Below are 22,358 nucleotides of genomic sequence, written 5' to 3' on the forward strand. Positions count from 1 at the left end.
CGGTCAGGTCGATTCCCCGCCGTTCGGCGAAAAGGCGCCGCCGAAGCCGCTTCCGCTCGATCCGTCCTGGCCCAGAAGCAGGGCCAGGATGCCCTGATCCTGCTTCAGCCGATCCATCCGCGCCGCCAGAACCTGATCGCGATCGCTCAATTCCGGCATTGGGAACCGCGTATCCCCCGCCCCGGCCGCCGGCGCGCCGTCGCCCGCCGAGCGTTGCAGATTGGCATGGACCTCGGAAACCGTGGCCGCCCGCCCGTTCTTGTAGAAGATGCTGCGGTTGGCCCGGGCCGCATCGGGGAACAGGGCGACGGCGCTGGCGCCCGGGTTGCGGTCCAGGGCGTTCATCAGACTGGCCGCGCCCGCCGGCCCCAGGAAATGGGCGGCGTACAGATCGCCGGCGCCGGGCTCCTTGCCGGTGCGCCCGCGCAGATAGGCGGCGTTGGACGCCGTCAACTCCGCCGCCATCACCGAGGCGGCGTGCGGATCAAATCTCAGGTCCAGCACCACATTTCGCGCCGATCCCTCCACGCGCCAGCGTCCGTCGGTCCCCCGGTGGATCAGATCGGCGTACTGGCCGTAGCCGTGCTGGGCGCCATGCTGTTTGACCGTCCCCAGCCAGGTCTGTTCAATGAACTGGAACAGGCCTGCCGCCGATGAGGTGGGCGCCTTGGCCGACGGGTTCATGGCGCTCTCGCGCCGCGCCGTCTTGACCAGGAAGTCGTAATCGACTCCCACGGCGGTCGAGGCGCGCTGGATGGCCGCCTCTACCCCGCCGGAAGATGGAATCGCTCTGATGCCCATGACAAGCGGAGGGTCGTCGAACGTGGTTAATCAACCGTTAATCGTTAACGACAGCGTTAACAGCCGAGCCATGATCGACGTTTGTCGAACCGCGTATCTTCGCCGCAAAGCCGCCACAACCTGAGCGCTCACTTTCTGTTACGGGCGCTGCGGGGGCGGTGAACGAGGGAGTGCAGTCATGATGATCCGTGCCGCCGGGGGTCCCGGCGCCGTCAGCCCCATCGACTTCGGGGAACGCAAGAAACCACTGCCGCGCTGGATGTGGGCGGCCATCGGCCTGTCGGTCCTGGCCCATGTCGGCGCCGGCGTGGTGCTCTATAACCAGCGGTTCCAGTTGAAGGCGCCCGACGTCGCTCCGCCGGCGCCGCCGCCGACCATCGTCACCCTGGACCTGCCGCGTCCGAAACCCCTGCCGAAGGTCGAGGCTAAGGCGCCGCCCGCGCCGCAAAATCCGACCCACAAGCCGCCGGTGGTCTTCCCGACGACGGAGCCCTCGCCCTTCGCCGCGCCGGACGTCCCTGTCGTCGACGCGACCCCGGGTCTGGTCGTCAGCACGGCCCCGACCGGCGTCCAAGGCGGCACGGCGACGACGGAAACGCCGATCCGCGCCGTCTCGGTCATCAACAACCCGACCTGGGCCAGCCGTCCGTCGGCGGCGCAGATGGCGCGGGCCTATCCGACGCGCGCGGCCGAGAATGGCCTGTCGGGCTCCGCGAGCCTCTCTTGCGTCGTGCGCATCGACGGCGGCCTGACCGCCTGCCGCGTCGCTGGCGAAACCCCGAACGGCCAGGGTTTCGGTCGGGCGGCCATGAGCCTGACGCGGGACTTCCGCATGAACCCCCGCACGGTCGATGGCCGCGCGGTGGACGGGGCGACGGTCAACTTCACCGTCCGTTTCGCGATGGCGGACTAGAACCGTCGAGGATCGAGGGCGCGGGCTGCGGGTGACGGCGCCCGCCCCTCGATCGCATCGGCCACGACGGCCCCGACCATCGGCGCCAGCAGCCAGCCGTTGCGACGCGGCGCCAGGGCCAGAAACAGACCTGCGCCGTCCGGCGCCGGGCCCGCCATCGGCAACCCGTCCGGCGAGGCCCCGCGCACCCCGGCGCGCCATTCGATGTCCAGCGGTTCGGGCGAGCGCCCCAGCACCCGCCAGGCCGCCTCAAGCAGCCGTTCGCCCACCGCCGGGTCGGGCGCTGTGTCGCGTCGGCCTGGCTCCATCGTCGCCCCGACCACCGCCCCGCCGGTCATCGGCGCCACATAGGCGCCCGGCCCGCGCACGACATGGGACGCCAGATCCGCCTTGGCCACCCCGATCTGCCCCCGGATCGGCTGGACGTTCTCGACCAAGGTCCGCGTCGCCTCCGGCGAACCCGGAATCGCGTCGCCGGCTCCTGTCGCCAGCACGACCGCCGAGGCCGTCAGCGTCCGATCGTCCAGTTCGATGGTCCAGCCGTCGGACTGGGCGGTCAGCCGGACCACGCGGCCCTGGATGATCCCGTCGCCGAGCGCGGCGTACAGGGCCGCCATCGCCTGTTCCGGCTGGATCTGACCGTCCTCGTCCGTGATCACCCGATCGCCGTCGCGGCGGGCTTCGAAACCCAGGGCCTTCAGCCGCGCCGCCATGCCGTCCACGTCTCCGCCGCGCCATTCGGCCGGACGCCGCGCGAAGGCCACGCCGGACGCCTGGGCGAAGGCGGGCCACAGATCGCGTCCCGCACGCAGAAGCGCCGCCCGGTCCGGCGAGACATCGTCGATCGCCGCCTCCATGGCCGGCGCCACCATGCCCGCCGCCACCCGCGAGGCGTTGGGTCCGCCGGGGTCGACCACAGTCACCCTATGGCCGCGTCGCGTCAGCTCGAAGGCCGTACTCAGGCCCAGCACGCCGGCGCCGATGATCACTATGGCAGGGGAAGACATCACCATGTCCAGATCGACCCGCGCGGCCCGGAATGCAAGCCGCCCCGCCCGGACCTTTCGTCCTAGCTGTGGCGCTTCGCCCGCATTGTTTCAGACTGCGCCCAGCACGCGGTTCACATGGGCCATCTTGCGGCCGGGACGGGCCTTGGCCTTGCCGTACAGGTGCAGGCGTTCGTCCGACTTGCCGGCCAGGGCGCGCCACTGCTCGACCTCATCGCCCAGCAGGTTCTTCATCTCGACGCGGGCGTGAGCCGACGTCGGCCCCAGAGGCCATCCGGCCACCGCGCGGATATGTTGTTCGAACTGGTCGCAGACGCAGCCGTCCTGGGTCCAGTGGCCGGTGTTGTGGACGCGCGGCGCGATCTCGTTGACCAGCAGGACGTCGTCGCCGCCCGGAACCGGAATATCGAAAAGCTCGACCCCCAGGACCCCGACATAGTCCAGCCCGTCCAGGATGGCTTCGGCGATGGCGCGGGCGCGAACCTGGGTCTTATCGTCCACCGTGGCCGGCGCCAGCGTGGTGCGCAGCACCCCGCCCTCGTGCCGGTTCTCGCCCAGCGGATAGACCGCCATATGGCCGTCCCAGTCGCGGGCGGCGATCACCGACAGTTCGCGAACGAAGCTCGCCCTGGCCTCCAGAATGGCCGGGCGGCCGCCCAGGCTTTCCAGCGCGGCGGGGGCCTCCTCCAGAGTGCGGATCCAGACCTGGCCCTTGCCGTCATAGCCTTCGCGGCGAGTCTTCAGCAGGGCGGGCAGACCCAGGGTCGTCAGGCCGAGGACCAGATCGTCCAGCGTATCGACCACGGCGAACTCGACCGTCGGGGCGCCGACGGCGTTCAGGAAGGTCTTTTCCTCCACCCGGTCCTGCGACACGCGCAGGGCGGTCGGTCCGGGCGCGACCAGGGCGCCGGCCTCGGCCAGCCGTTCGATGGAGGCGGCGGGCACGTTCTCGAACTCGAAGGTCACGACGTCGGCGGCCCGGCCCAGGGCCGTCAGGGCCTCGGGGTCGTCATAGGCGGCGACGATCTGGGCGGTGGAGACCCGACCGGCCGGGCTGTCGGGCTCCGGGTCCAGGATGACGACGTCAAAGCCCAGGCGTGCAGCCGCCTGGCTCAGCATCCGGCCCAGTTGGCCGCCGCCGAGAATGCCGAGGGTCGAACCGGGGGGGAGTGGAAGCGTGGGCACTCAGTCCTCGACGGTTTCGGCGACGGAATCCGTCAGGGCGGCGCGGAAGGCGGCCAGACGCGCCGCCAGGGCTTCGTCCGACAAGGCCAGGATCTGGGCGGCCAGTATGCCGGCGTTGGCGGCGCCCGCCTCGCCGATGGCCAGGGTCGCGACGGGAACCCCGGCCGGCATCTGCACGATGGACAACAGACTATCCATGCCCTTCAGGGCCTTGGACTGGACCGGCACGCCCAGCACCGGCAGTTCGGTCATCGAGGCGGCCATGCCCGGCAGGTGGGCGGCGCCCCCGGCCCCGGCGATGATGACCTTGAAACCGGCCGCCTTGGCGCCGGTCGAAAACTCGACCAGCCGCTGGGGGGTGCGGTGCGCGCTGACGACCTTGGCCGTCCAGGCGACGCCCAACTGATCCAGTTTGTCGGCGGCCAGCTTCATCGTCGGCCAGTCGGACCGACTGCCCATGATGATCGCCACCGGCGTTGCGGAAGTCGCCATATCTTCAAGGCCCCTCGCGGAAAGGCCGCCCGTTACAGCACGCGGCGGACGCCCGCAACCGATACAGACCGTGTTTACGGCGGGTTTCGCTACGGCCCCGCCTTCAATCTCGGCCGTTCAGCCTCTAACATCCGCTTATCGCGCGTCCGGTTGAGTCGCGCCGCCGGAGCCAGCCTGCGCCGTGACCGACGTGGCCGAACACGACCTGACCGCCGAGATCGCGCGCCTGCGCGCCGAGCTGGACGCCTGGAAACAGCGCGCTGCTGCGGCCGAGGCGGCGGCCGACCACGACGTCCTGACCCCGGCCCTGAACCGCCGCGGCTTCGTCGCCGCCCTGCAGCGGACCATGGCCTATTGCCAGCGCCACGGCGTGCCGGCGGTGCTGCTTTATCTGGATATGGACGGGTTCAAGGGGGTCAACGACCGGCTGGGCCATGCCGCGGGCGACGCGGCCCTGGTGGCGGTGGCGCGGATGCTGCTGGGCCATCTGCGCGAATCGGACGCCGTAGGCCGCCTGGGCGGCGACGAATTCGCCTTGCTGATGCTGAACGCCGGCGTCGATGAAGGCCAGGCCAAGGCGCGCCAGCTGGCCGAGGCGCTGAAGACCGAGGGCTTCGTCTGGAACGGCCAGCAGACGCCGCTGGGTGGCTCGTTCGGCGTGCGCGCCTGGGACGGCCACACCGACCCCGAAATCTGGCTGACCGAGGCCGACGCCGCCATGTGGGTGCGCAAGAAGGGGCGCTGAGGCCCCTTCCCCGCCTTCCCTCTTACAGCGGCAGCCGCAACTGAACGCCGCCCATATGGCTGTCGGCGTGTTCGCCGTACCGGCCGCGATAGGCGATCGTCACCTTGACGGGCCCCAGCGACCCTTCGACCCCGGCCGAGGCCAGGAACTGGCCGCCGAACGGATCCTCGACCTCCCGCTCCAGCACCTGCGCCGGGTTGTTGTAGAGGCCGACGCGCACCGGGTCGGAACTGTCGTCCAGGGCGTCGCGATAACCGCCCTCGGCGAACAGGCCGAACCCGCCCATCTCCGCCTCGGCCCGCAGCGCCACCTCGCCGCTGATCGCCTTCATCTCGCGATCCTCATATTCGTACTGGGCGGCGACGCCCTGCTCCCAATAGCCGTCGACGTCGCTGGTGGCCCAAGTCACGGCGGCGCGGGGCGACAGGGCCACACCACCCATGTCGAACCACATCCCGCCCTGCAGCCGAGCGCCCGTGCTGAAGGCGCGGGTCTCGGCCGTGTGGACGATGGGCGCCAGGCTGGTGACGCGCTCGATGTCGTCGATATTGTCGCGCGCCACCCCGACCGCCGCATTGACGAACAGGTCGCCCGAGCGCCAGCCGCCATACAGATCCAGGCCGAAGCTCTCGACGTTGAAGGTCAGGGCCTGGCTTTCGACATCGGTCTTGCGCGCCGTGCCGGCCATGCCGAACCGCCAGTTCGCCGACGGTCCCGCCTCAAGCGCGATCCGACCGCCCCAGCCGTCGCTGGACGACTCGGTGACCGAATGGCGCGCGTCCGTGTCCACGCTGTCGACCATGGCCGAGGCGGTGACCGCCACGCCGGCCTCCCAGGCTTCACGACCCGACAGGGCCTCGCTGGCTGCATCCAGGGCGTCCTCGCGGTGCCGGAATGTGGTCTCGCCCTGCAGGGCCGCCTGGGACCCGATGTCGCCATAGTAGAGGTAGTCGGTCGCCAGACGGGCGATGATCTGGTGCCCGGCTGCGGTGGGATGGACCCCGTCGAAGTAGAAATAGCTGCTCGGGTTCGAACAGACCGTCACCCCGTTGAAACAGGCCTGGGTCACGTTGGTGATGCCGAACTGACCCGGATCGGCGGCCAGTGTGTCGCCGATCTTGAACAGGTCCATCAGGATGATGTTGCTGCCCGAGCGTGCGGCGGCCGTGGTGTTCAACCCCGTCAGCAGGCTCGAATTGAAGGTCGTCACCGCATAGTCAGCGAGGGGCGCGGCCGTCGTGCCACGGAACTGCGGCGTCAGGCTGAGCTTGGGCAGATTGGTGACCAGTATGGTCCCAGCCCCCGCGCCGGCGACGCTGTTGACCAGGCTGTTGATGTTGGCGGCGGCCGACGTCGCGACCGGAGTGATGGCTCCCACCGGGCTTGCCGAGGCGCCGGCGGCGGGCAGGCCCTGGAAGATGTCGTTGGCGCCGCCCAGGACGCTGACCAGGTCATTGGACCCGAAGGTCCCGCCCCGGCTGGTGTAGGCGGCCAGCTGGGTCAACATGCCCGGCGGAGGGCCGGCCGAGGCGTCGGTGCGGGCGCCGCCGAAGGCGTAGTTGATGCTGCCGCTGACGGAGCCGGTGAAATTGACGGCGTTGAAGCCCAGCAGTTCGGTGAAGACCGGACCGGTGGAGAATCGTCCCTGGTAATAGGGCGGGCTGGGCGGCTGCGTCCCGCCCGAAGCCAGATACAGGTTGCCGTTGTCGCTCAGGCTGTCGCCGAAAACGACCAGTCGGTTGTAGGTCTGGGCCGAGGCCGAGCCCGCAAAGGCGCAGGCGGCGACGACCAGGGCGGCGACGGCGCCGCCGGTGAGATAGCGTGACATTTATTTCCTCCCACAGCCGTCGTGTATCGCGGCCGTTACCCGGGAGGATGCGCCACTCTGCGGCGAGCGCAAGATGCCGTTACGTCAGTCTTCGGAAGATAACGGGTCGTTCCGTCAATGCAGGGTGCGGAACTTCAGCGTTCCCGGCACGGTCTTCAACGTTCGGAGGGCCTCGGGATCATAGTCCCGGTCCACGTCGGTGATGACATAGCCGGTGCGCTCATCGGTCTTCAGATGCTGACCCAGGATGTTCAGCCCCGCCGCAGCCAGGGCGCGGTTCAACTCGGCCAGGACGCCGGGCTGGTTCTTGTGGATGTGCAGGATCCGGTGCGCGCCCGACACCTCGGCCAGTTGCACGTTCGGCAGGTTGACGCTGAAGGTCGTGTCGCCCCGGTTCAGATAGCCCAGCAGACGCTCCGCCGCGAACTCGGCGATGGCTTCCTGGGCTTCCTCGGTCGAGCCGCCGATGTGCGGCGTCAGGATCATGTTCTTCATCCCCTGCAGCGGGCTCTCGAACGGGTCCGAATTGGTGCGCGGCTCCTCGGGGAAGACGTCCACGGCGGCGCCCGCGACCCGGCCCGACCCCATGGCCTGGGCCAGGGCGCCGACGTCGACCACATGGCCCCGCGACAGGTTCAGGAACAGCGCCCCCTCCTTCATCCGGGCGAACTGGGCCGCGCCGAAGATGTTGGAATTCTCGCGACGCCCATCGACGTGCAGGGTCACGACGTCGCTCTCGGCCAGCAGGGCGTCCAGCGAGCGCATGCGCCGGGCGTTGCCCAGGGCCAACCGCTCCGACAAATCATAGAACAGCACCCGCATCCCCAGATTCTCGGCCAGGACCGACAACTGGCTGCCGATGGCGCCATAGCCGACGATGCCCAGGGTCTTGCCGCGCAGTTCCTTCGACCCCGTCGCCGACTTGTTCCACTGGCCCACGTGCATGGCGGCCGACTTGTCCACCACGTCGCGCATCAGAACGATCATCAGGCCGATGGCCAGTTCCACCACCGAACGGGTGTTGGAATAGGGGGCGTTGAACACCGCGACCCCATGGTCCGAGGCGGCGTCCAGGTCGATCTGGTTGGTGCCGATGCAGAAGGCGGCGACCGCCATCAGCCGGTCGGCCTCTTCCAGCACCCGGCGGCTGACCGTGGTCTTGGAGCGGATGCCCAGCACGTGCACGCCCTTGATGGCGGCGATCAGGTCGTCCTCATCCAGGGCGCCCTTGACCGTTTCCACCGAATAACCGGCCTCCTCCAGCCGTTCGACGGCGGCGGGGTGGATGTTCTCGAGCAGCAGCATCTTCATCCGGCTGCGCGGGAAGGACCAGCGGCCGACCAGGCCTTCGGCGTGCAGCACCTCGTCCAGCGATGCGGCCTCGGCGTCGGCGACCTCGACCACCGACGGACGGCGCGCGACCTCGGTGAAGGCGTAGAAGACGTCGGCGGCCCCGGCCAGCTTGACCTCGGCGTCGTTCCAGCCGTCGCCGACCATGACGACCCGACCCGACAGCTTCAGGGCGTGGATGACGGCCGGCTTGCCGTCAGCCTGGGACAGGGGATTGGCGTCATCGACACCCGTCACCCGGTCGTCGGTGTCATAGACCAGGTCGTTACACAGCACCCGGTCAGGCGAGACGCCCAGCATCTCGGCCACCGGCGCGATCACCTCGCGGAAGCCGCCGGACAGGATGACCACCTTGCCCTTGTGCTGCTGGAAGAAGTTCAGGTTGCGCCGCACCGAGGCGGTCAGGTGATCCGGCGCCGTCTCGGCCAGGGTCGCGATATGGGCGCGGGTCAGGGGCAGCAGGGCCAGACGGCGGCGCAGCGCCTCGCCGAATGCGATCTCACCGGACATGGCTTTGTCTGTCAGATCTGCGATCTGAGCCCGGACCTGATCGGCCTCGGGCGATCCCGCCAGGGCGATATCGGCCAGGGCTTCCAGGGTCTCGAACCCGACCAGGGTCGAATCGAAGTCGAAGATCAGTGTGGGGCGCGCGCTCATGGGCGGGGTCTTAGCCGCCTTCGCCCTCGCAGCAAAGCCGAGCCTTGCTGATGAACAGGCTCAGTTTCGCTTAAACCTTGCCGTCCGCCGCGAAATTCGTCGCAGCGGACGGCAAGAAATATCAGAAGCGCGCGATACGGCGCACGTGGCTGTCGGGGCGACGGCTTTCCAGCACGGCCGCGCCCACAGCGGCGGCGATGGTGGCCACCGCCAGCAAGGCCCCGCCTTCACGGGCATGATCACGGGCATAGGCGCCGGCGTCGTCGGCATAACGGCGGGCCGCCTTGCCATGCTTCTTCAGCGCCTTCCTGGAGCCTTTACGAGTGGAGCGGAACCATTCGTCCGCCCGGTCCCGCGCATCATGCGCCGCATCAGCCGCGCGATGGCGCGCCTCGCGGGAGAAGTCTCCGGCGCGCTCGCCCGCGTCTTCGGCCCGATGACGGAAGGCGTCGACGGCGTCGTGGAAACGGTCGCGCAGGTCTTCCGTGTCCACCCATCCGCGCGGATCAATACGGGTCTTGATGCGCTGATAGCGCGTCGGTCCGCTGCGCTGGGTCAGATACAGGACCACGGCGGCGCCGGCCGCAAGGGCGACGAGGCTGCTGGCGGTGACGCCCGGATGTTTGCGGACTTCGGCCAAGGCGCTAAAATTACGGACCATGGGATAGTGAACCTCTTCATCGAGGCCGTCCTCGGTCGGGTCATAGAGCCCGTCGTCATACGGCCGATAGGCGGAACGGCGGTCCCGCATCAAAGATGGAGCGAACCGCGCCAGAAGAGGTTCCGCAATCCCCGGCAAAGCTGAGTAGAAAGACGCGATGACGCGCCCTCCCCCGCCGACCGTGATCTCGCGGATCGGATGGGCGGCGCAATACAGGATGGTGTCGGCGACCACATGGGTCGCATAGACCGGCTGGGGATTATGCACCGCCTGGCCGGTCAGGTTGCGGGCGTGACGGCTGTAGGGGGTATCGATCGCGCCGGGCTTGACCAGGCTGACGGTTACGGGCGCCTGTTCGCGCAACAGTTCGATCCGCAGGGCGTTGGTGAACCCCTTCACCGCATGTTTGGACGCCGCATAGACGCCCTGCACCGGCAGCGGCAGGTCCGACAGGATCGAGCCGACATTGATGATCGCCCCGCCGCCCGGCCGCGTCCGCAGATGCTCCGCCGCCGCCAGAGACCCATTGACCACGCCCCAATAGTTGGTCTCGAACAGGCGGCGCTGATCCTCCAGCCTCGTCTCGCGGATCGACCCGAACATCCCGACCCCGGCGTTGTTGACCCAGGTGTCGAAGCCGCCGAACAGCCGCACGCATTTCTCGACCGCCGCCTTCAACGCCTCGGGATCGGCCGCGTCGGCAACGGCCCAGGCCACGCGCGCCCCTTGGGCCTGCAACTCCTCGCACAAGGCCCGCAAGTCCCGTTCGCCCCGCGCGATCAGAAACACCCGGGCGCCGGCCCGCGCCGCCCGCCGCACCGTCGCCAGCCCCACGCCCGAGGTCGCGCCGGTGACGACGATGGACTGCTCGCCCAGGGGCTTCAGCACAGGTTTCGCGCTCATCGACCGTTCCTCGCTTCCAGACCTCGACAATTTCTCGAGGTTTTTCCGGATTTGTCGAGGCGGATTCTACAGGTTTTTCGAGGCCTGCGCGCGGGTTTGCGGGCCGCCGCGTCGGCGCGCAAATTCGTCCCCGATCATCGTCCCCCTTATCAAGGCGGCTCAGGGCGCCTAAATAGCCGCGATCCCGAAATGACGCCGTTCAAGGACCTTGCCGTGACCGATCACGCGCCTCAATCCGCCGTTTCCGACGATCTGGCCGCCGCCTTCCAGATCGAGGGCTGGCCTGTGCGCGGCCGTCTGGTCCGGCTGGGCGCGACCATCGACAAGATCCTGGCCGCCCACGCCTATCCCGAGCCAGTCGCCGCCCTGCTGGGCGAGGCCTGCGCGCTTGCCGCCCTGATCGGCTCCAGCCTGAAGTTCGAGGGCCGGCTGATGGTCCAGGCCCAGGGCGACGGCCCGGTGCGCTATGTCGTCGCCGACTATGGCACCGACGGCACGCTGCGCGGCTACTGCCGCTATGACGAGGCCGAGGTGGCCGAGGCGTCCCAGGGCTTCGCTCGTCCCGGCGCCCAGACGCTTCTGGGCCAGGGGGTCTTCGTCATGACCCTGGATCGCGGCCCCGATTTCGAACGCACCCAGGGGATCACGCCCATAGAGGGCGAAAGCCTGTCGCTGTGCGCCGAACACTATTTCCAGCAGTCCGAACAGGTTCCGACCAAGGTGCGCCTGGCCGTCGGCGAGGTCCTGACCGAGGCGGGCTCGCAGTGGCGCGCCGGCGGGGCGATGATCCAGATCATCGCCGGCGACGAGGCGCGAGGCTCCACCGAAGAGATCTGGGACCGCACCCGCGCCCTGTTCGGCACTCTGGGCGACGACGAGCTGATCGACCCGACCATCTCGCCTGAGACCCTGCTGTTCCGCCTGTTTCACGAAGACGGCGTGCGGCTGGAAGGCGCACGGGCGCTGACGGCCGTCTGTCGTTGCTCCAGGGAGCGCATCGCCTCGGTCCTGGCCTCTTTCGACCCCGCCGAACGCGCCGACATGGTCGAGGACGACGGCAAGATCCGCGTCACCTGCGAATATTGCGCCACCGTCTACGCCCTGGAGCCGGACGAGGTCGTCGCCGAACAGATCTGAATGGAAAAGGGGCGGCCGATCCGGCCGCCCCTTTTTATCTAGCCTTCCAGATCCAGCGAATAGCCAGCCGAGCGCACGGTGCGGATCGGGTTCGCGCTGTCGTCGCCGATGGACAGGGCCTTGCGCAGCCGGCCGACGTGGACGTCCACCGTGCGGGCCTCGACATAGACGTCTGAGCCCCAGACGGCGTCCAGCAACTGTTCGCGGCTGAACACCCGGCCCGGATGCTGCATGAAATGATCCAGCAGTCGGAACTCGGTCGGGCCCAGATGCACTTCCTGGCCCGAGCGCTTCACCCGGTGCGAGACGCGGTCGATGATGATGTCGCCGTGGTTCAGACGATCGTCGGCCAAGCCCGGCCGGATGCGGCGCAGCACGGCGCGGATGCGGGCGATCAGTTCGACCATCGAGAAGGGTTTGGTCAGATAGTCGTCGGCCCCGGTGTCCAGGCCGCGAACCCGATCGCTTTCCTCGCCCCGCGCCGTCAGCATGATGACCGGCAGGTTGCGCGTCTCGGCCTTGCCCCGAATACGGCGGCAGACCTCGATGCCGGACAGCTTGGGCAGCATCCAGTCCAGCAGGACCAGATCGGGCTGACGCTCATCGATCTGCAGCATGCCCTCTTCACCGTCGGAAGCGACGGCGACGTCGTAACCTTCCTTCTCGAGATTGTACTGAAGCAGGGTCGCCAGCGCGTCCTCGTCTTCCATCACAAGGATATAGGGCTGCACTTCGGGTCTCCGGTCTCGGCTTAGTGCGAGTTGGTCGTCAGGTTGGGGGTCGAGGTCTCGTCTTCCGCTCCCGGCAGGGCGCGCGGTCGCTCGCCCACCATGTCGTCGCCGGTGATCTCGTAGTGAACGGTCTCGGCGATATTGGTCGCGTGGTCGCCGATCCGTTCCAGATTCTTGGCCATGAACAACAGATGGGTGCAGGCCCCGATCGTGCGCGGGTCGCCCATCATGTAGGTCAGCAGTTCGCGGAACAGGGCGTTGTAATGCTCGTCCACCTCGTCGTCCGTCTGCCATACGGCCACGGCGCGATCGAGCTCGGAAGCGGTGTAGGCGTCCAGAACGTCGCGCAGACGGGTCGAAACCAGGCGGCCCATCCGCTCGATCGAACGCGTCAGGGGCTGCATCGGCTCGGCTTCCGCCAGGATCAGCGCCCGCTTGGCGATGTTCTTGGCCAGGTCGCCTGTGCGTTCCAGGTCTGACGCCATCTTCATGGCGCCCAGGGTCCGACGCAGGTCGCTGGCGACCGGCTGGCGCAGGGCGATCAGACGGATGGCCTTCCGCTCGATATCCCGTTGCAGGGCGTCGAGCTTCAGGTCGCGATCCACGACGGCGCGCGCCAAGGCCACGTCCCGCCGGGCGACGGAATCGATGGCGTCCGAGACCTGGGCCTCGGCCAGGCCGCCCATGCGGGCGACCTCGGCCGTGATCTGGTTCAGCTCGTCGCCGTAAGCCTTGACCGTGTGCTGGTTCATCAGCCGAAGCGTCCCGTGATGTAGTCCAGGGTGCGCCGCTCACGCGGGTTCTGGAAGATGTCTTCCGTGTCGCCGGTCTCGACCAGACGACCCATGTGGAAGAAGGCGGTGCGCTGCGAAACCCGTGCCGCCTGGGCCATCGAGTGGGTGACGATGACGATGCAGAACCGCTCACGCAGTTCGTCGATCAGTTCCTCGATCCGCGCGGTGGCGATGGGGTCCAGGGCCGAGCAGGGCTCGTCCATCAGGATGACTTCGGGGTTCACCGCGATGGCGCGGGCGATGACCAGACGCTGCTGCTGACCACCCGACAGCCCCATGGCCGACGACTGCAGGCGGTCGGCGACCTCTTCCCACAGGCCGGCGCGCTTCAGGGCGCTTTCGACCACGCCGTCCATCTCGGACTTGGCGCTGACCAGCCCATGGATCTTGGGGCCGTAGGCGACGTTTTCGTAGATGGATTTCGGGAAGGGGTTCGGGCGCTGGAACACCATGCCGACACGGGCGCGCAACAGGACCGGGTCGATGGACCGATCGTTGATGTCCTCGTCGTCCATCGCGATGCGGCCGGTGACCTTGCAGCCCGCAATCGTGTCGTTCATGCGGTTCATGGTCCGCAGGAAGGTCGACTTGCCGCAGCCCGAAGGGCCGATCAGGGCCGTGACCGTCTTGTCCGGAATATCCAGCGAGACGTCGTAAAGCGCCTGCTTGCCGTCATAGAAGACGGAGACGTCACGCGCCGCGATCTTGATCGGACCGGTCGGCGGAGTGGCGACCACGGTCGGGCCGCTCACAGGCGTGGCGTCTTCAAGCCGGGCTTCCACGGCGGAGGCGGCTTTAGGGGACGTGGCTTCGGGCAAGACCTGGCCGCCCATGCGAACGGATTCGGTCGGATCGGCAGCGCCGACGCCGGCGCCGGTCTGGTCTTCGGCAGAACGGAAGATACGAAATTTCATTCTCTTACCACCGACGCTCGAAGCGCCGCCTCAGGATGATGGCCGCCGTGTTCATGATGATCATGAAGACCAGAAGAACGATGATCGCAGCAGCGGTGCGTTCGTGGAACGCCCGCTCGGAGGCGTTCTCCCAGATGTAGATCAGCGAAGGCAGGGCGCCGACCGGCTGGTCGATCGCATGCGGCACGCCGGGAACGAAGCTGACCATGCCGATCAGGAGCAGCGGCGCAGTCTCGCCCAGAGCGTGCGCCATGGAGATGATGGCGCCGGTCATCACGCCGGGCATGGCCAGAGGCAGGACGTGGCTGAACACCGTCTGGGTCTTGGAGGCGCCCATGGCCAGGGCGGCCTCGCGAATGGACGGAGGGACGGCCTTCAGCGCCGAGCGGGTGGCGATCACCAGGGTCGGCAGGGCCATCAGGGCCAGGACCAGACCACCGACGATCGGACTGGCGCGCGGCAGGTGCATCCAGTTGATGAACAGGGCCAGACCCAGCAGGCCGTAGACGATCGACGGCACGGCGGCGAGGTTGTTGATATTGACCTCGATGATGTCGGTCAGCTTGTTCTTCGGGGCGAACTCTTCCAGCCAGACGGCGGCGCCGACGCCCAGCGGAATGGCGATCAGGGCCGTGACCATCAGCATCAGGGCCGAACCGACCACGGCGCCCAGAACGCCCGCCAGTTCCGGCTGGGTCGAGTCGCCATTGGTGAACAGCGCGGTGTTGAAGTGCGAACCGACGACGCCTTCGGCCTGCATCCGGTCCAGCCAGGCGAGCTGCTGGTCGGTCAGACGGCGCTGGTCTTCCGGCGTCTCCTTCGAGATTTCGCCCTTCAGATACAGGTCCGCCTCGTCCGACAGAGGCACGGCCAAGGGCACGGTCTCGCCGATGACGTCCGACCGCTTGGCGACCAGGTCGGCGGCGACGAACTTCAGCTCGGAAGAAAACAGGGCCTTCATCTGGCGAGAGGCGTCGCCCGCCGCGTCGTCCTGAATGCCCCAGCGCTTCAGCTGCTGTTCGGCCGCCATCTGTTCGAAGTTCGAGCCTTGCGGATAGGCCCGGTCCACACGCGCAGGGTCCATATAGACCGGCACGGTCACGGTGTGGGTGTAGAAGGCGGTGTGGCCCTGGGCGACGATACGCACCATCAGGATCGCCAGGAAGATCATGGCGGCCGCGATGGCCAGACGGCCGTACCACTTGAACCGAGTCTCTTTCGCGTGACGGCGCTTGAGGCCGGCGCGCAGACGATCCAGCCGCCCTTTTGCGGCCGCGCCGTCGATCTGATCGGGGGTCGCGTCAGTCATATTGTTCCCGATAGGTCTGGACGATCCGGTGAGCGATGATGTTCAGCACCAGAGTGACCATGAACAGGGTCAGGCCCAGGCCGAAGGCCGACAGGGTCTTGGCGCTGTTGAACTCCTGGTCGCCCGTCAGCAGGGTCACGATCTGCACCGTGACGGTGGTCACCGTATCCAGCGGATTGAAGGTCAGGTTGGCGGCGAGGCCGGCGGCCATGGTGACGATCATGGTCTCGCCGATGGCGCGCGACACGGCCAGCAACAGGGCGCCGGCGATGCCCGGCAGGGCGGCGGGCAACAGAACCCGCTTGACCGTCTCGGACTTGGTCGCCCCCATGGCGAACGAGCCGTCGCGCAGGGACTGCGGCACCGCGTTCAGAATGTCGTCGGACAGGGACGAGACGAAGGGGATCAACATGATGCCCATCACAGCGCCGGCCGTCAGGGCCATCTGGTTCTGAACCAGAGCGAGATACTGACCCAGCCCGTCCAGCGGTCCGCCCATCAGGAACAGGCCGATCTCATTGAAGAAGACCCGCAGGATGGGCCCCACCGTCAGGGCGGCGAAGAAGCCATAGACCACGGTCGGCACGCCGGCGAGAATCTCGAGCAGCGGCTTGATGACGGCCCGTGTGGTTCGGCTGGCGTATTCCGAAAGATAGATGGCGGACAGCAGCCCGATCGGCGCCGCCACACACATGGCGATCGACATGATCAGCATGGTGCCGACGAACAGGGGCACGGCCCCGAAGGCGCCGGTGGATCCCACCTGGTCGGCCCGGATGGCGATCTGCGGGCTCCATTGGGTGCCGAACAGGAAGTCGAAGATCGGCACCTTCTGGAAGAAGCGGAAGGAGTCGAAGGCCAGCGAGGCGATGATGCCCAGGGTCGTCAGCACGGCGATGGCGGAACAGATGAACAGGGCGCCGTAAATCCAGCCTTCGACCCGGTTGCGCGCGCGGGTCTGGGGCTTGATCTGGGTCAGGGCGAACAGGCCGCCGAGAATAGCAGCCAGGATAGCGGCGACCCCGCCGCCCCATTGCAGGGTGCGTTCGATACGCACCATGCGGCGAGCTTCGACCGGTAGCTGTTCGGCCAGAGGCCGTTCCCAGATCTGAAGGGCCGGCTCGCCCCGACCGACCCGGTGGGCGTCGGCGAAGAAGGCGTCGCGGCGGAAATGCTCAAGCTCGGCCACCACGTCGGGCGTGCCGGCGGCGGTCAACTGACGCTCCATCGGCGCCGCGAAGACGCTGAGAAGGATAAGAACCAGCAGAGCGGGCGCAGCGACCCAGATCAGCGCGTAGGCGCCGTGCTGCCCCGGACGCGAGTGGGGATGCGCGCCAACGGCGCGACGACGCGCCAGCTCGCGTCCGCCAAAAAAGGCGGCGGCGCTGAGCGCGGTGAGGATCAGCAAATAAATCCAGATCATTCCGGGTCCGAAGCGGGCAGGCGCGAATCGAATGGCGACCGGGAATCCGGCTTCGACGCGGCGCGACTACTGCCTGCGAATGGTCAGCGGAATAAGACACGTTGATGACAGTTCGGTAACAGCGGCGGCCTCCAGCGCCATCAGGCGGCCGTCCGGACGTCACGACGCTCGACCACCATGGGGAACCAGGCCGTGAACGCCGCCCCGAGCCCGGGGGCGCTCTCCACCACCAGTCCGCCCTGGTGGCGGTTTATGATATGCTTGACGATGGCCAGACCCAGTCCCGTCCCCTGACGTTCGCCGCTCTTCTGGCCCTCGACCCGATAGAAGCGTTCCGTCAGCCGCGGCAGATGTTCCCGCGCCATGCCCGGTCCGTGATCGCGAACCGTGACAGCCGCATAGAGGACGCCGACCGCCCGATCGGGCGTCACCAGGGGCAGTCGCGTCGCGCCGGGCATCCGCGAAGCCCAGGCCTCGTCGAACGACAGATCGGACCGCACCGAAATTTCCACCGTTCCGCCCTTGGCCGAATATTTGACGGCGTTGTCGAGCAGGTTCTGCACCACCTGCAATATCTCGTCCCTGTCGCCGCTGATCGAGGCCCTCGCCTCGCCCTGATCGACCACGACATTGATCTGCTTCTCTTGCGTCAACACGCTGACGGCGTCGACGACGTCGGACGCCGCGCGATCCAGATCGACTCGCCCGGACGGCGGAATATGCTCATTCAGCTCGATCCGGCTGAGCGACAACAGGTCCGCGACCAGCCGCCCCATCCGATCCGCCTGGGCCGACATGATGTCCAGGAAGCGATCGCGGGCCGCGACATCGTCGCGCGCATGTCCCTTGAGCGTCTCGATGAAGCCGCTCAGGGACGCCAGCGGCGTGCGCAGTTCATGGCTGGCGTTGGCCAGAAAATCGACGCGCATCATCTCGGTGCGCCGCGCGTCGGTTTCGTCACGAAGAATGACCAGGGCGAGAGAGCCCTGCCCTTTTCCTTCTCCGTCGCCTAAGGGGCGTGTCCAGGCGCGCCAGCGCCGGTCGCGCTGCCCTCCGGTGGCGTAGTCCGTGGTTCGAGAGACGCCGCCGAACAGGGCCTCGTCCACGGCTTCCAGCACGCCGGGCTCCCGGATCACCTGAACCAGCAAGGCGCCCTGACTCTGGATGCGGAGCAGGTCTCGCGCCGCCTTGTTGGCCATGACGACCCGGCGGCCCGCGATGTCGTCGGGCTCGCCCCCGCTGATGATCAGCACAGGGTCGTCCAGGGCTTCGAACACACGGTCCAGCAGCTCCGCAGTCTTTGGATCCGCCGACCGTTCGATCGGGGCGCCCGATGTTTCAGGCAAGGTCGCGACCGAAGGCGGCTGCACGTTCAGAATCCAGGCCGAAGCCGCGACGACCACCGCTCCACCGATCAGCCAATTCGCGATCTCGGGATGGATGAAGGCGAGCCCCACCATCACAACCAGGGCGATTGCGATGCTGATGCCCACCGTCCAGAAACGGGAGGTCGAGATCGGCGCCACCGGCGAAGGCGAGGATTCATAAGGCATATGCGGCGCCAGACTCGTGTGAGCAGCCTAAGGAATCCAATCCTTGCACGGATTCTGTGACGGCGCGCCGACAGACGACATTGATTTTTCCAAGCGTGGCCGCACCGTTTGTTTAGGAGTTTGGCCCAGCATGGCGCTGAAGGGGACGCCGTGGACCGGATACTTTATTGCATCGTACGTGATCACGACTGGCGGGTGAGCCTGCTGGCAGTCATCGTCTGCCTCGTCGGCATGGGTTCAGCCTCCCGCTTCATGGAGCGCGCCCGCATCACCGATGGAGCACGCCGCCGCCGCCTCGCAATCTCGGCGGGATTGATCGGCTCGATCACGATCTGGACCACCCATTTCATCGCCATGCAGGGCTATGTCGGCGTGGGCGCCCTAACCTACGATGTGGCGATGACCCTGGCCTCCACGCTGGTGATCCTGGCCGCGATAGGCGTGGCCATCTTCACCATCTTGAGCGGCGACGACCGCTGGCGCCGCGTCATGGGCGCCCTTGTCGCCGTCTCGGGCTTGGCCGCCATGCATTATCTGGGGATGGCGGCGCTTCAGGCGCCCGTGCATCTCAGTTGGCGGCCCGAACTCGTGATCGTGTCCATCATCGGCGGCATGGTGATCGGTGGAACCACCGCCTTCTTCTACAAGCGTGGAGGACTGACACGATTGGCGACGACGGTCCTCGGAGCCTCTGTGTGCATCCTGTTCCTGCATTTCGTCGGCATGGCCGCCATAACCGTGACGCCGGACCCAACCTTGAGTTCGCAGTCCGGCCTTTCGCCCGACGCCATGCGAACCCTGGTGTTCCTCATCGCCCTCTCCATCCTCAGTATCGGCAGCGCCCTGGTTTTCATGGCCTATATGGCGCGGGCCAACGCGCTCGGTCATATCCGCGAAGCGGTCGAGGCCATGTCGGACGGACTGGGCTTCTACGACGCCGATGACCGCCTGCTGCTGTGGAATGCGCGCTACGCTGAGGTGAATCCGGAACTTGCGCCCTTCCTCAAAGTCGGAATTACTTTTCGTGAAGTCCTTCAGATCGGCATCAATGAAGGCCGATATGACGAAGCCATTGGCCGCGAGGACGAATGGATCACCGAACGCATCCGTGTGCGCCGCCAGGGCGAATCGACGATCGAGCAGCGGGTGGCCGGCGACCGATGGCTGCAAATTCAGGATCGACGCACCGCCGAGGGCGGTACGGTCACAGTCTGCAACGACATCACGGCCCTGAAGCGCGACGCCCAAGCCCTGAGAGAGGCGAGAGACGCGGCCGAGGCGGCCAATGTCGCCAAGAGCCAGTTCCTTGCGAACATGAGCCACGAGATCCGCACGCCTTTGAATGGCGTGATCGGTCTGTCGCAGGCCCTGTCCAAGACCGACCTCACGGCGGAGCAGCATGAGATGCTGGACCTGATGCAGGCCTCGGGACGCACGCTTCAGACCTTGCTCAGCGACATCCTGGATCTGGCGCGGGTCGAATCGGGCAAGCTTGAACTGACCAACGACGCCTTCGAACTGGAAAGAGCTGTGCGCGAAGCCGCGCAACTCTATGCCGAAAACGCGCGTGAGAAACACCTGGGCTTCCACATTGATATCGACGTGGACGCGGGTCTCTGGATCCGCGGCGACGTGGTGCGGCTGAAGCAGATCCTGACCAATCTGATCTCGAACTCGGTCAAGTTCACCAGCCAGGGCTTCGTCGGCCTGACCGTCCAGCGCGGCCCGGAGAAGGAGGGCGCGCCCACCCTGCGCTTCATGGTCGAGGACACGGGAATTGGCTTCGACGCCGCCACCCGCGAGCGCCTCTTCAGCCGTTTCGAACAGGCCGACGGCGGCATCACCCGCCAATTCGGCGGCTCCGGACTGGGCCTGTCGATCTGCCGTCAGCTGGCCGAAATGATGGGGGGCGACCTGGATTGCGAAAGCGAACCGGGTGGCGGATCCGCCTTCATCCTGACCCTCCCCCTGATCACCTGCGAAGCGCCGGTCCAGTTGGAGGCGAAGGCTTCGCCCGCCATAGATGGCGATCGGCGTCCCGTCCGGGTGCTGGTGGCCGACGACCACCCGACAAACCGTCGCGTCCTGGAACTGATACTGAGCCAGATCTCCTCGGTGATCTCCATGGCGGAGAACGGGGCGGAGGCGCTGGAGGCGTTCCGCGCCGGCGACTTCGATCTGGTGCTGATGGACATGCAGATGCCGATCATGGACGGGCTGACGGCGACTCAGGAGATTCGCCTGCACGAAGCGACTGCAGGCGGCCGCCGGACCCCCATCGTCATGCTGACGGCCAACGCCATGCCCGAACACGTCGCCGCCGGACGGGCCGCCGGGGCCGATCACCATCTGGCCAAGCCCTTCAACACGACAGAACTGCTTGCAATCGTCGCCGATCCGGACGCTCTGCTCAAAGACGCCGCAAAGGCGGCCTGATCGAAAGAGCCGCCAAGACCGTCCTGCCGTTCCATTTACCGTCAGGGCGGTTGCACATCCATCATGATGCGTGTAATAGCCCGCGCTCTTGAATTCGAGGGTTCATGACCCCCGCCGCGCGGGCCCAGGGTTGGCGCGGTGTTTCCGTTGTTGTTGAGGCGAGCCAGATGGCCGAGATCATTCTGAACGTGGACGTCCGCGATGGCGTCGGCACCGGCAGCGCACGCGCTGCCCGTCGCGCCGGTTTCGTGCCGGGCGTCCTGTACGGCGGCGACAAGGCCCCCGTCGCCGTGGCGGTGAACGAGAAGGACTTCCGCAAGTCGCTCTACACCGGCAAGCTGCTGGGCCACCTGGTCACGCTGAAGTACGGCGAAGAGACCCAGCCGGTCATCGCCAAGGACATCCAGTTCGACCCGGTGTCGGACCGCCCGATGCACTTCGACCTGATGCGCGTCGATCAACACGCCCCGATCAAGATCGAGGTTCCGGTTTACTTCAAGAACGCCGATGACGCGCCGTTCGTCCGTCAGGGCGGCTCGCTGGAAGTCGTCCGCCACGCGGTCGAAATCATGGTCAAGGCCGACAGCATTCCGGAAGAACTGGTCGTCGACCTGATCAAGTCGCAGATGGGCGACACCATCCGCTTCTCGGACATCGAACTGCCCAAGGGCGTCGAGCCGACCATCACCGACCGCGATTTCGTGATCGCCACCATCAAGGTCTCGTCCGCCGCCATGTCGGCCGCCGCCGATGAAGCCGCCGAGGCCGAAGCCGCTCCGACCGAGAAGACCGAAGGTTAAGCCTTCGTCGCATCGACAAGATCAGGCCCCGCCCGGTTCGCCGCGGCGGGGCTTTTCTTTGGGCGACGCACGCGGCATGAGGACGCCATGATCATCATCGCCGGGCTCGGCAATCCGGGCGCAAAATACGAGAAGAACCGCCACAACATCGGCTTCATGGCCGCCGACGAGATCGCGCGGCGCTGGCGCTTCGGGCCCGAGCGGGCCAAGTTTCAGTCGATCGTCAGCGAGGGCCTGGTCGATACGGCGGACGGACCGGTCAAGGTCCTGCTGATGAAGCCCCAGACCTATATGAACGAGAGCGGGCGGGCCGTGGGCGAGGCCGCGCGCTTCTACAAGATCAAGCCGTCCGAGATCATCGTCTTCCACGACGAGATCGACCTGGCCCCCGGCCGGTTCCGCATGAAGACCGGCGGCGGCGCGGCGGGCCAGAACGGCGTCCGCTCGCTGATCAGCCATCTGGGGCCCGAGTTCCGTCGCGCGCGCATGGGGATCGGCCATCCCGGCGAGAAGGAGATGGTCATGCCCCATGTCCTGGGCGACTTCCACAAGGCCGAACAGCCCTGGCTGGACGCCCTGCTCCAGGCCTGCGCCGACGCCCTGCCCTTCGCCGTCGCCGGCGACGACGAACGCTATCAGGGCGAGGTCATGCGCCTGGCTCCTGCGCCCAAGTTCAGCCCCCGCCAGGCGGCGCGCGGCGAACTGTAGCCTGTACGGCC

The 22,358-nt window shown here is 67.3% G+C and carries 19 protein-coding genes; 6 read left to right on the forward strand and 13 right to left on the reverse strand.

Annotated elements, in window-relative coordinates; translation table 11 throughout:
* Positions 1–3: 3 nt before the first annotated feature.
* Entirely contained in the window at positions 4–801 is a 798-nt protein-coding gene (locus GYM46_RS01575; RefSeq protein ID WP_008258820.1) for a transglycosylase SLT domain-containing protein, read from the reverse strand.
* 178 nt (positions 802–979) lie between these two features.
* Between GYM46_RS01575 and GYM46_RS01580 the strand changes: the two genes are divergently transcribed.
* Entirely contained in the window at positions 980–1,714 is a 735-nt protein-coding gene (locus GYM46_RS01580) for a TonB family protein (RefSeq protein ID WP_040349396.1), read from the forward strand.
* On the opposite strand, the gene GYM46_RS01585 is transcribed toward GYM46_RS01580, so the two are convergent.
* The 3 genes from GYM46_RS01585 to purE form a co-directional block, all read right to left on the reverse strand.
* Positions 1,711–2,721, reverse strand: a complete 1,011-nt coding sequence (locus tag GYM46_RS01585; RefSeq protein ID WP_232216219.1) for an NAD(P)/FAD-dependent oxidoreductase — start codon at positions 2,719–2,721, stop codon at positions 1,711–1,713. The two genes, GYM46_RS01580 and GYM46_RS01585, sit on opposite strands and share 4 nt — an antisense overlap.
* A 90-nt stretch (positions 2,722–2,811) precedes the next feature.
* Positions 2,812–3,906, reverse strand: a complete 1,095-nt coding sequence (locus tag GYM46_RS01590) for a 5-(carboxyamino)imidazole ribonucleotide synthase (RefSeq protein WP_040349394.1) — start codon at positions 3,904–3,906, stop codon at positions 2,812–2,814.
* Positions 3,907–4,398 carry a 5-(carboxyamino)imidazole ribonucleotide mutase gene (gene purE, locus GYM46_RS01595; RefSeq protein ID WP_008263824.1) on the reverse strand — a complete coding sequence of 164 codons (492 nt, stop codon included), beginning with the start codon at positions 4,396–4,398 and terminating at the stop codon, positions 3,907–3,909.
* A gap of 181 nt (positions 4,399–4,579) precedes the next feature.
* On the opposite strand from purE, the gene GYM46_RS01600 reads away from it, so the two are divergent.
* Positions 4,580–5,143, forward strand: coding sequence for a GGDEF domain-containing protein (locus GYM46_RS01600; RefSeq protein WP_008261097.1), 564 nt, complete (start codon positions 4,580–4,582; stop codon positions 5,141–5,143).
* A gap of 22 nt (positions 5,144–5,165) precedes the next feature.
* Here the strand turns inward: GYM46_RS01600 and GYM46_RS01605 are convergent, their stop codons facing one another.
* The 3 genes from GYM46_RS01605 to GYM46_RS01615 all read right to left on the reverse strand — a co-directional run bounded on the left by GYM46_RS01605 (position 5,166) and on the right by GYM46_RS01615 (position 10,542).
* Complete coding sequence (locus GYM46_RS01605; protein ID WP_008262968.1) at positions 5,166–6,971, reverse strand: autotransporter domain-containing esterase; 1,806 nt, start codon at positions 6,969–6,971, stop codon at positions 5,166–5,168.
* Positions 6,972–7,085: 114 nt separating this feature from the next.
* Complete coding sequence (serA, locus tag GYM46_RS16995; RefSeq protein WP_008259072.1) at positions 7,086–8,978, reverse strand: phosphoglycerate dehydrogenase; 1,893 nt, start codon at positions 8,976–8,978, stop codon at positions 7,086–7,088.
* 121 nt (positions 8,979–9,099) lie between these two features.
* Positions 9,100–10,542: an SDR family oxidoreductase gene (locus GYM46_RS01615; RefSeq protein WP_008261586.1), complete on the reverse strand. Its 1,443-nt coding sequence runs from the start codon at positions 10,540–10,542 to the stop codon at positions 9,100–9,102.
* A 213-nt stretch (positions 10,543–10,755) separates the two neighbouring features.
* Between GYM46_RS01615 and GYM46_RS01620 the strand changes: the two genes are divergently transcribed.
* Entirely contained in the window at positions 10,756–11,679 is a 924-nt protein-coding gene (locus tag GYM46_RS01620) for an Hsp33 family molecular chaperone (protein WP_040349988.1), read from the forward strand.
* Positions 11,680–11,717: 38 nt separating this feature from the next.
* Here GYM46_RS01620 and phoB read toward each other — a convergent pair whose 3' ends face one another.
* From phoB to GYM46_RS01650, 6 genes are all read right to left on the reverse strand, one after another.
* A complete protein-coding gene (phoB, locus tag GYM46_RS01625; RefSeq protein ID WP_035307610.1) occupies positions 11,718–12,410 on the reverse strand; it encodes a phosphate regulon transcriptional regulator PhoB in 693 nt (230 codons plus the stop codon).
* 20 nt (positions 12,411–12,430) lie between these two features.
* Complete coding sequence (gene phoU, locus GYM46_RS01630) at positions 12,431–13,162, reverse strand: phosphate signaling complex protein PhoU (protein ID WP_008262987.1); 732 nt, start codon at positions 13,160–13,162, stop codon at positions 12,431–12,433.
* Positions 13,162–14,118 carry a phosphate ABC transporter ATP-binding protein PstB gene (gene pstB, locus GYM46_RS01635; RefSeq protein ID WP_008259023.1) on the reverse strand — a complete coding sequence of 319 codons (957 nt, stop codon included), beginning with the start codon at positions 14,116–14,118 and terminating at the stop codon, positions 13,162–13,164. Before pstB ends, phoU begins: the two co-directional genes overlap by 1 nt.
* 4 nt (positions 14,119–14,122) lie before the next feature.
* Positions 14,123–15,427 (reverse strand): phosphate ABC transporter permease PstA, encoded by a 1,305-nt coding sequence (pstA, locus tag GYM46_RS01640; protein ID WP_008262606.1) that lies wholly within the window; start codon positions 15,425–15,427, stop codon positions 14,123–14,125.
* Positions 15,420–16,850, reverse strand: coding sequence for a phosphate ABC transporter permease subunit PstC (pstC, locus tag GYM46_RS01645; protein WP_008264055.1), 1,431 nt, complete (start codon positions 16,848–16,850; stop codon positions 15,420–15,422). The genes pstA and pstC overlap by 8 nt, the downstream gene beginning before the upstream one ends.
* 140 nt (positions 16,851–16,990) lie before the next feature.
* Positions 16,991–18,403: a sensor histidine kinase gene (locus GYM46_RS01650; protein WP_008262189.1), complete on the reverse strand. Its 1,413-nt coding sequence runs from the start codon at positions 18,401–18,403 to the stop codon at positions 16,991–16,993.
* Between the two features lie 150 nt (positions 18,404–18,553).
* On the opposite strand from GYM46_RS01650, the gene GYM46_RS01655 reads away from it, so the two are divergent.
* The 3 genes from GYM46_RS01655 (at position 18,554) to pth (ending at position 22,347) form a co-directional block, all read left to right on the forward strand.
* On the forward strand, positions 18,554–20,839 hold the full coding sequence (locus tag GYM46_RS01655) for an ATP-binding protein (RefSeq protein ID WP_040349390.1): 2,286 nt from the start codon (positions 18,554–18,556) through the stop codon (positions 20,837–20,839).
* A 167-nt stretch (positions 20,840–21,006) separates the two neighbouring features.
* Positions 21,007–21,639, forward strand: a complete 633-nt coding sequence (locus GYM46_RS01660) for a 50S ribosomal protein L25/general stress protein Ctc (protein ID WP_035307605.1) — start codon at positions 21,007–21,009, stop codon at positions 21,637–21,639.
* Between the two features lie 87 nt (positions 21,640–21,726).
* Positions 21,727–22,347 (forward strand): aminoacyl-tRNA hydrolase, encoded by a 621-nt coding sequence (gene pth, locus GYM46_RS01665; protein WP_008261498.1) that lies wholly within the window; start codon positions 21,727–21,729, stop codon positions 22,345–22,347.
* Positions 22,348–22,358: the final 11 nt, after the last annotated feature.

Origin of the sequence: Brevundimonas mediterranea, from assembly GCF_011064825.1 — a bacterium.
GTDB lineage: Bacteria > Pseudomonadota > Alphaproteobacteria > Caulobacterales > Caulobacteraceae > Brevundimonas > Brevundimonas mediterranea_A.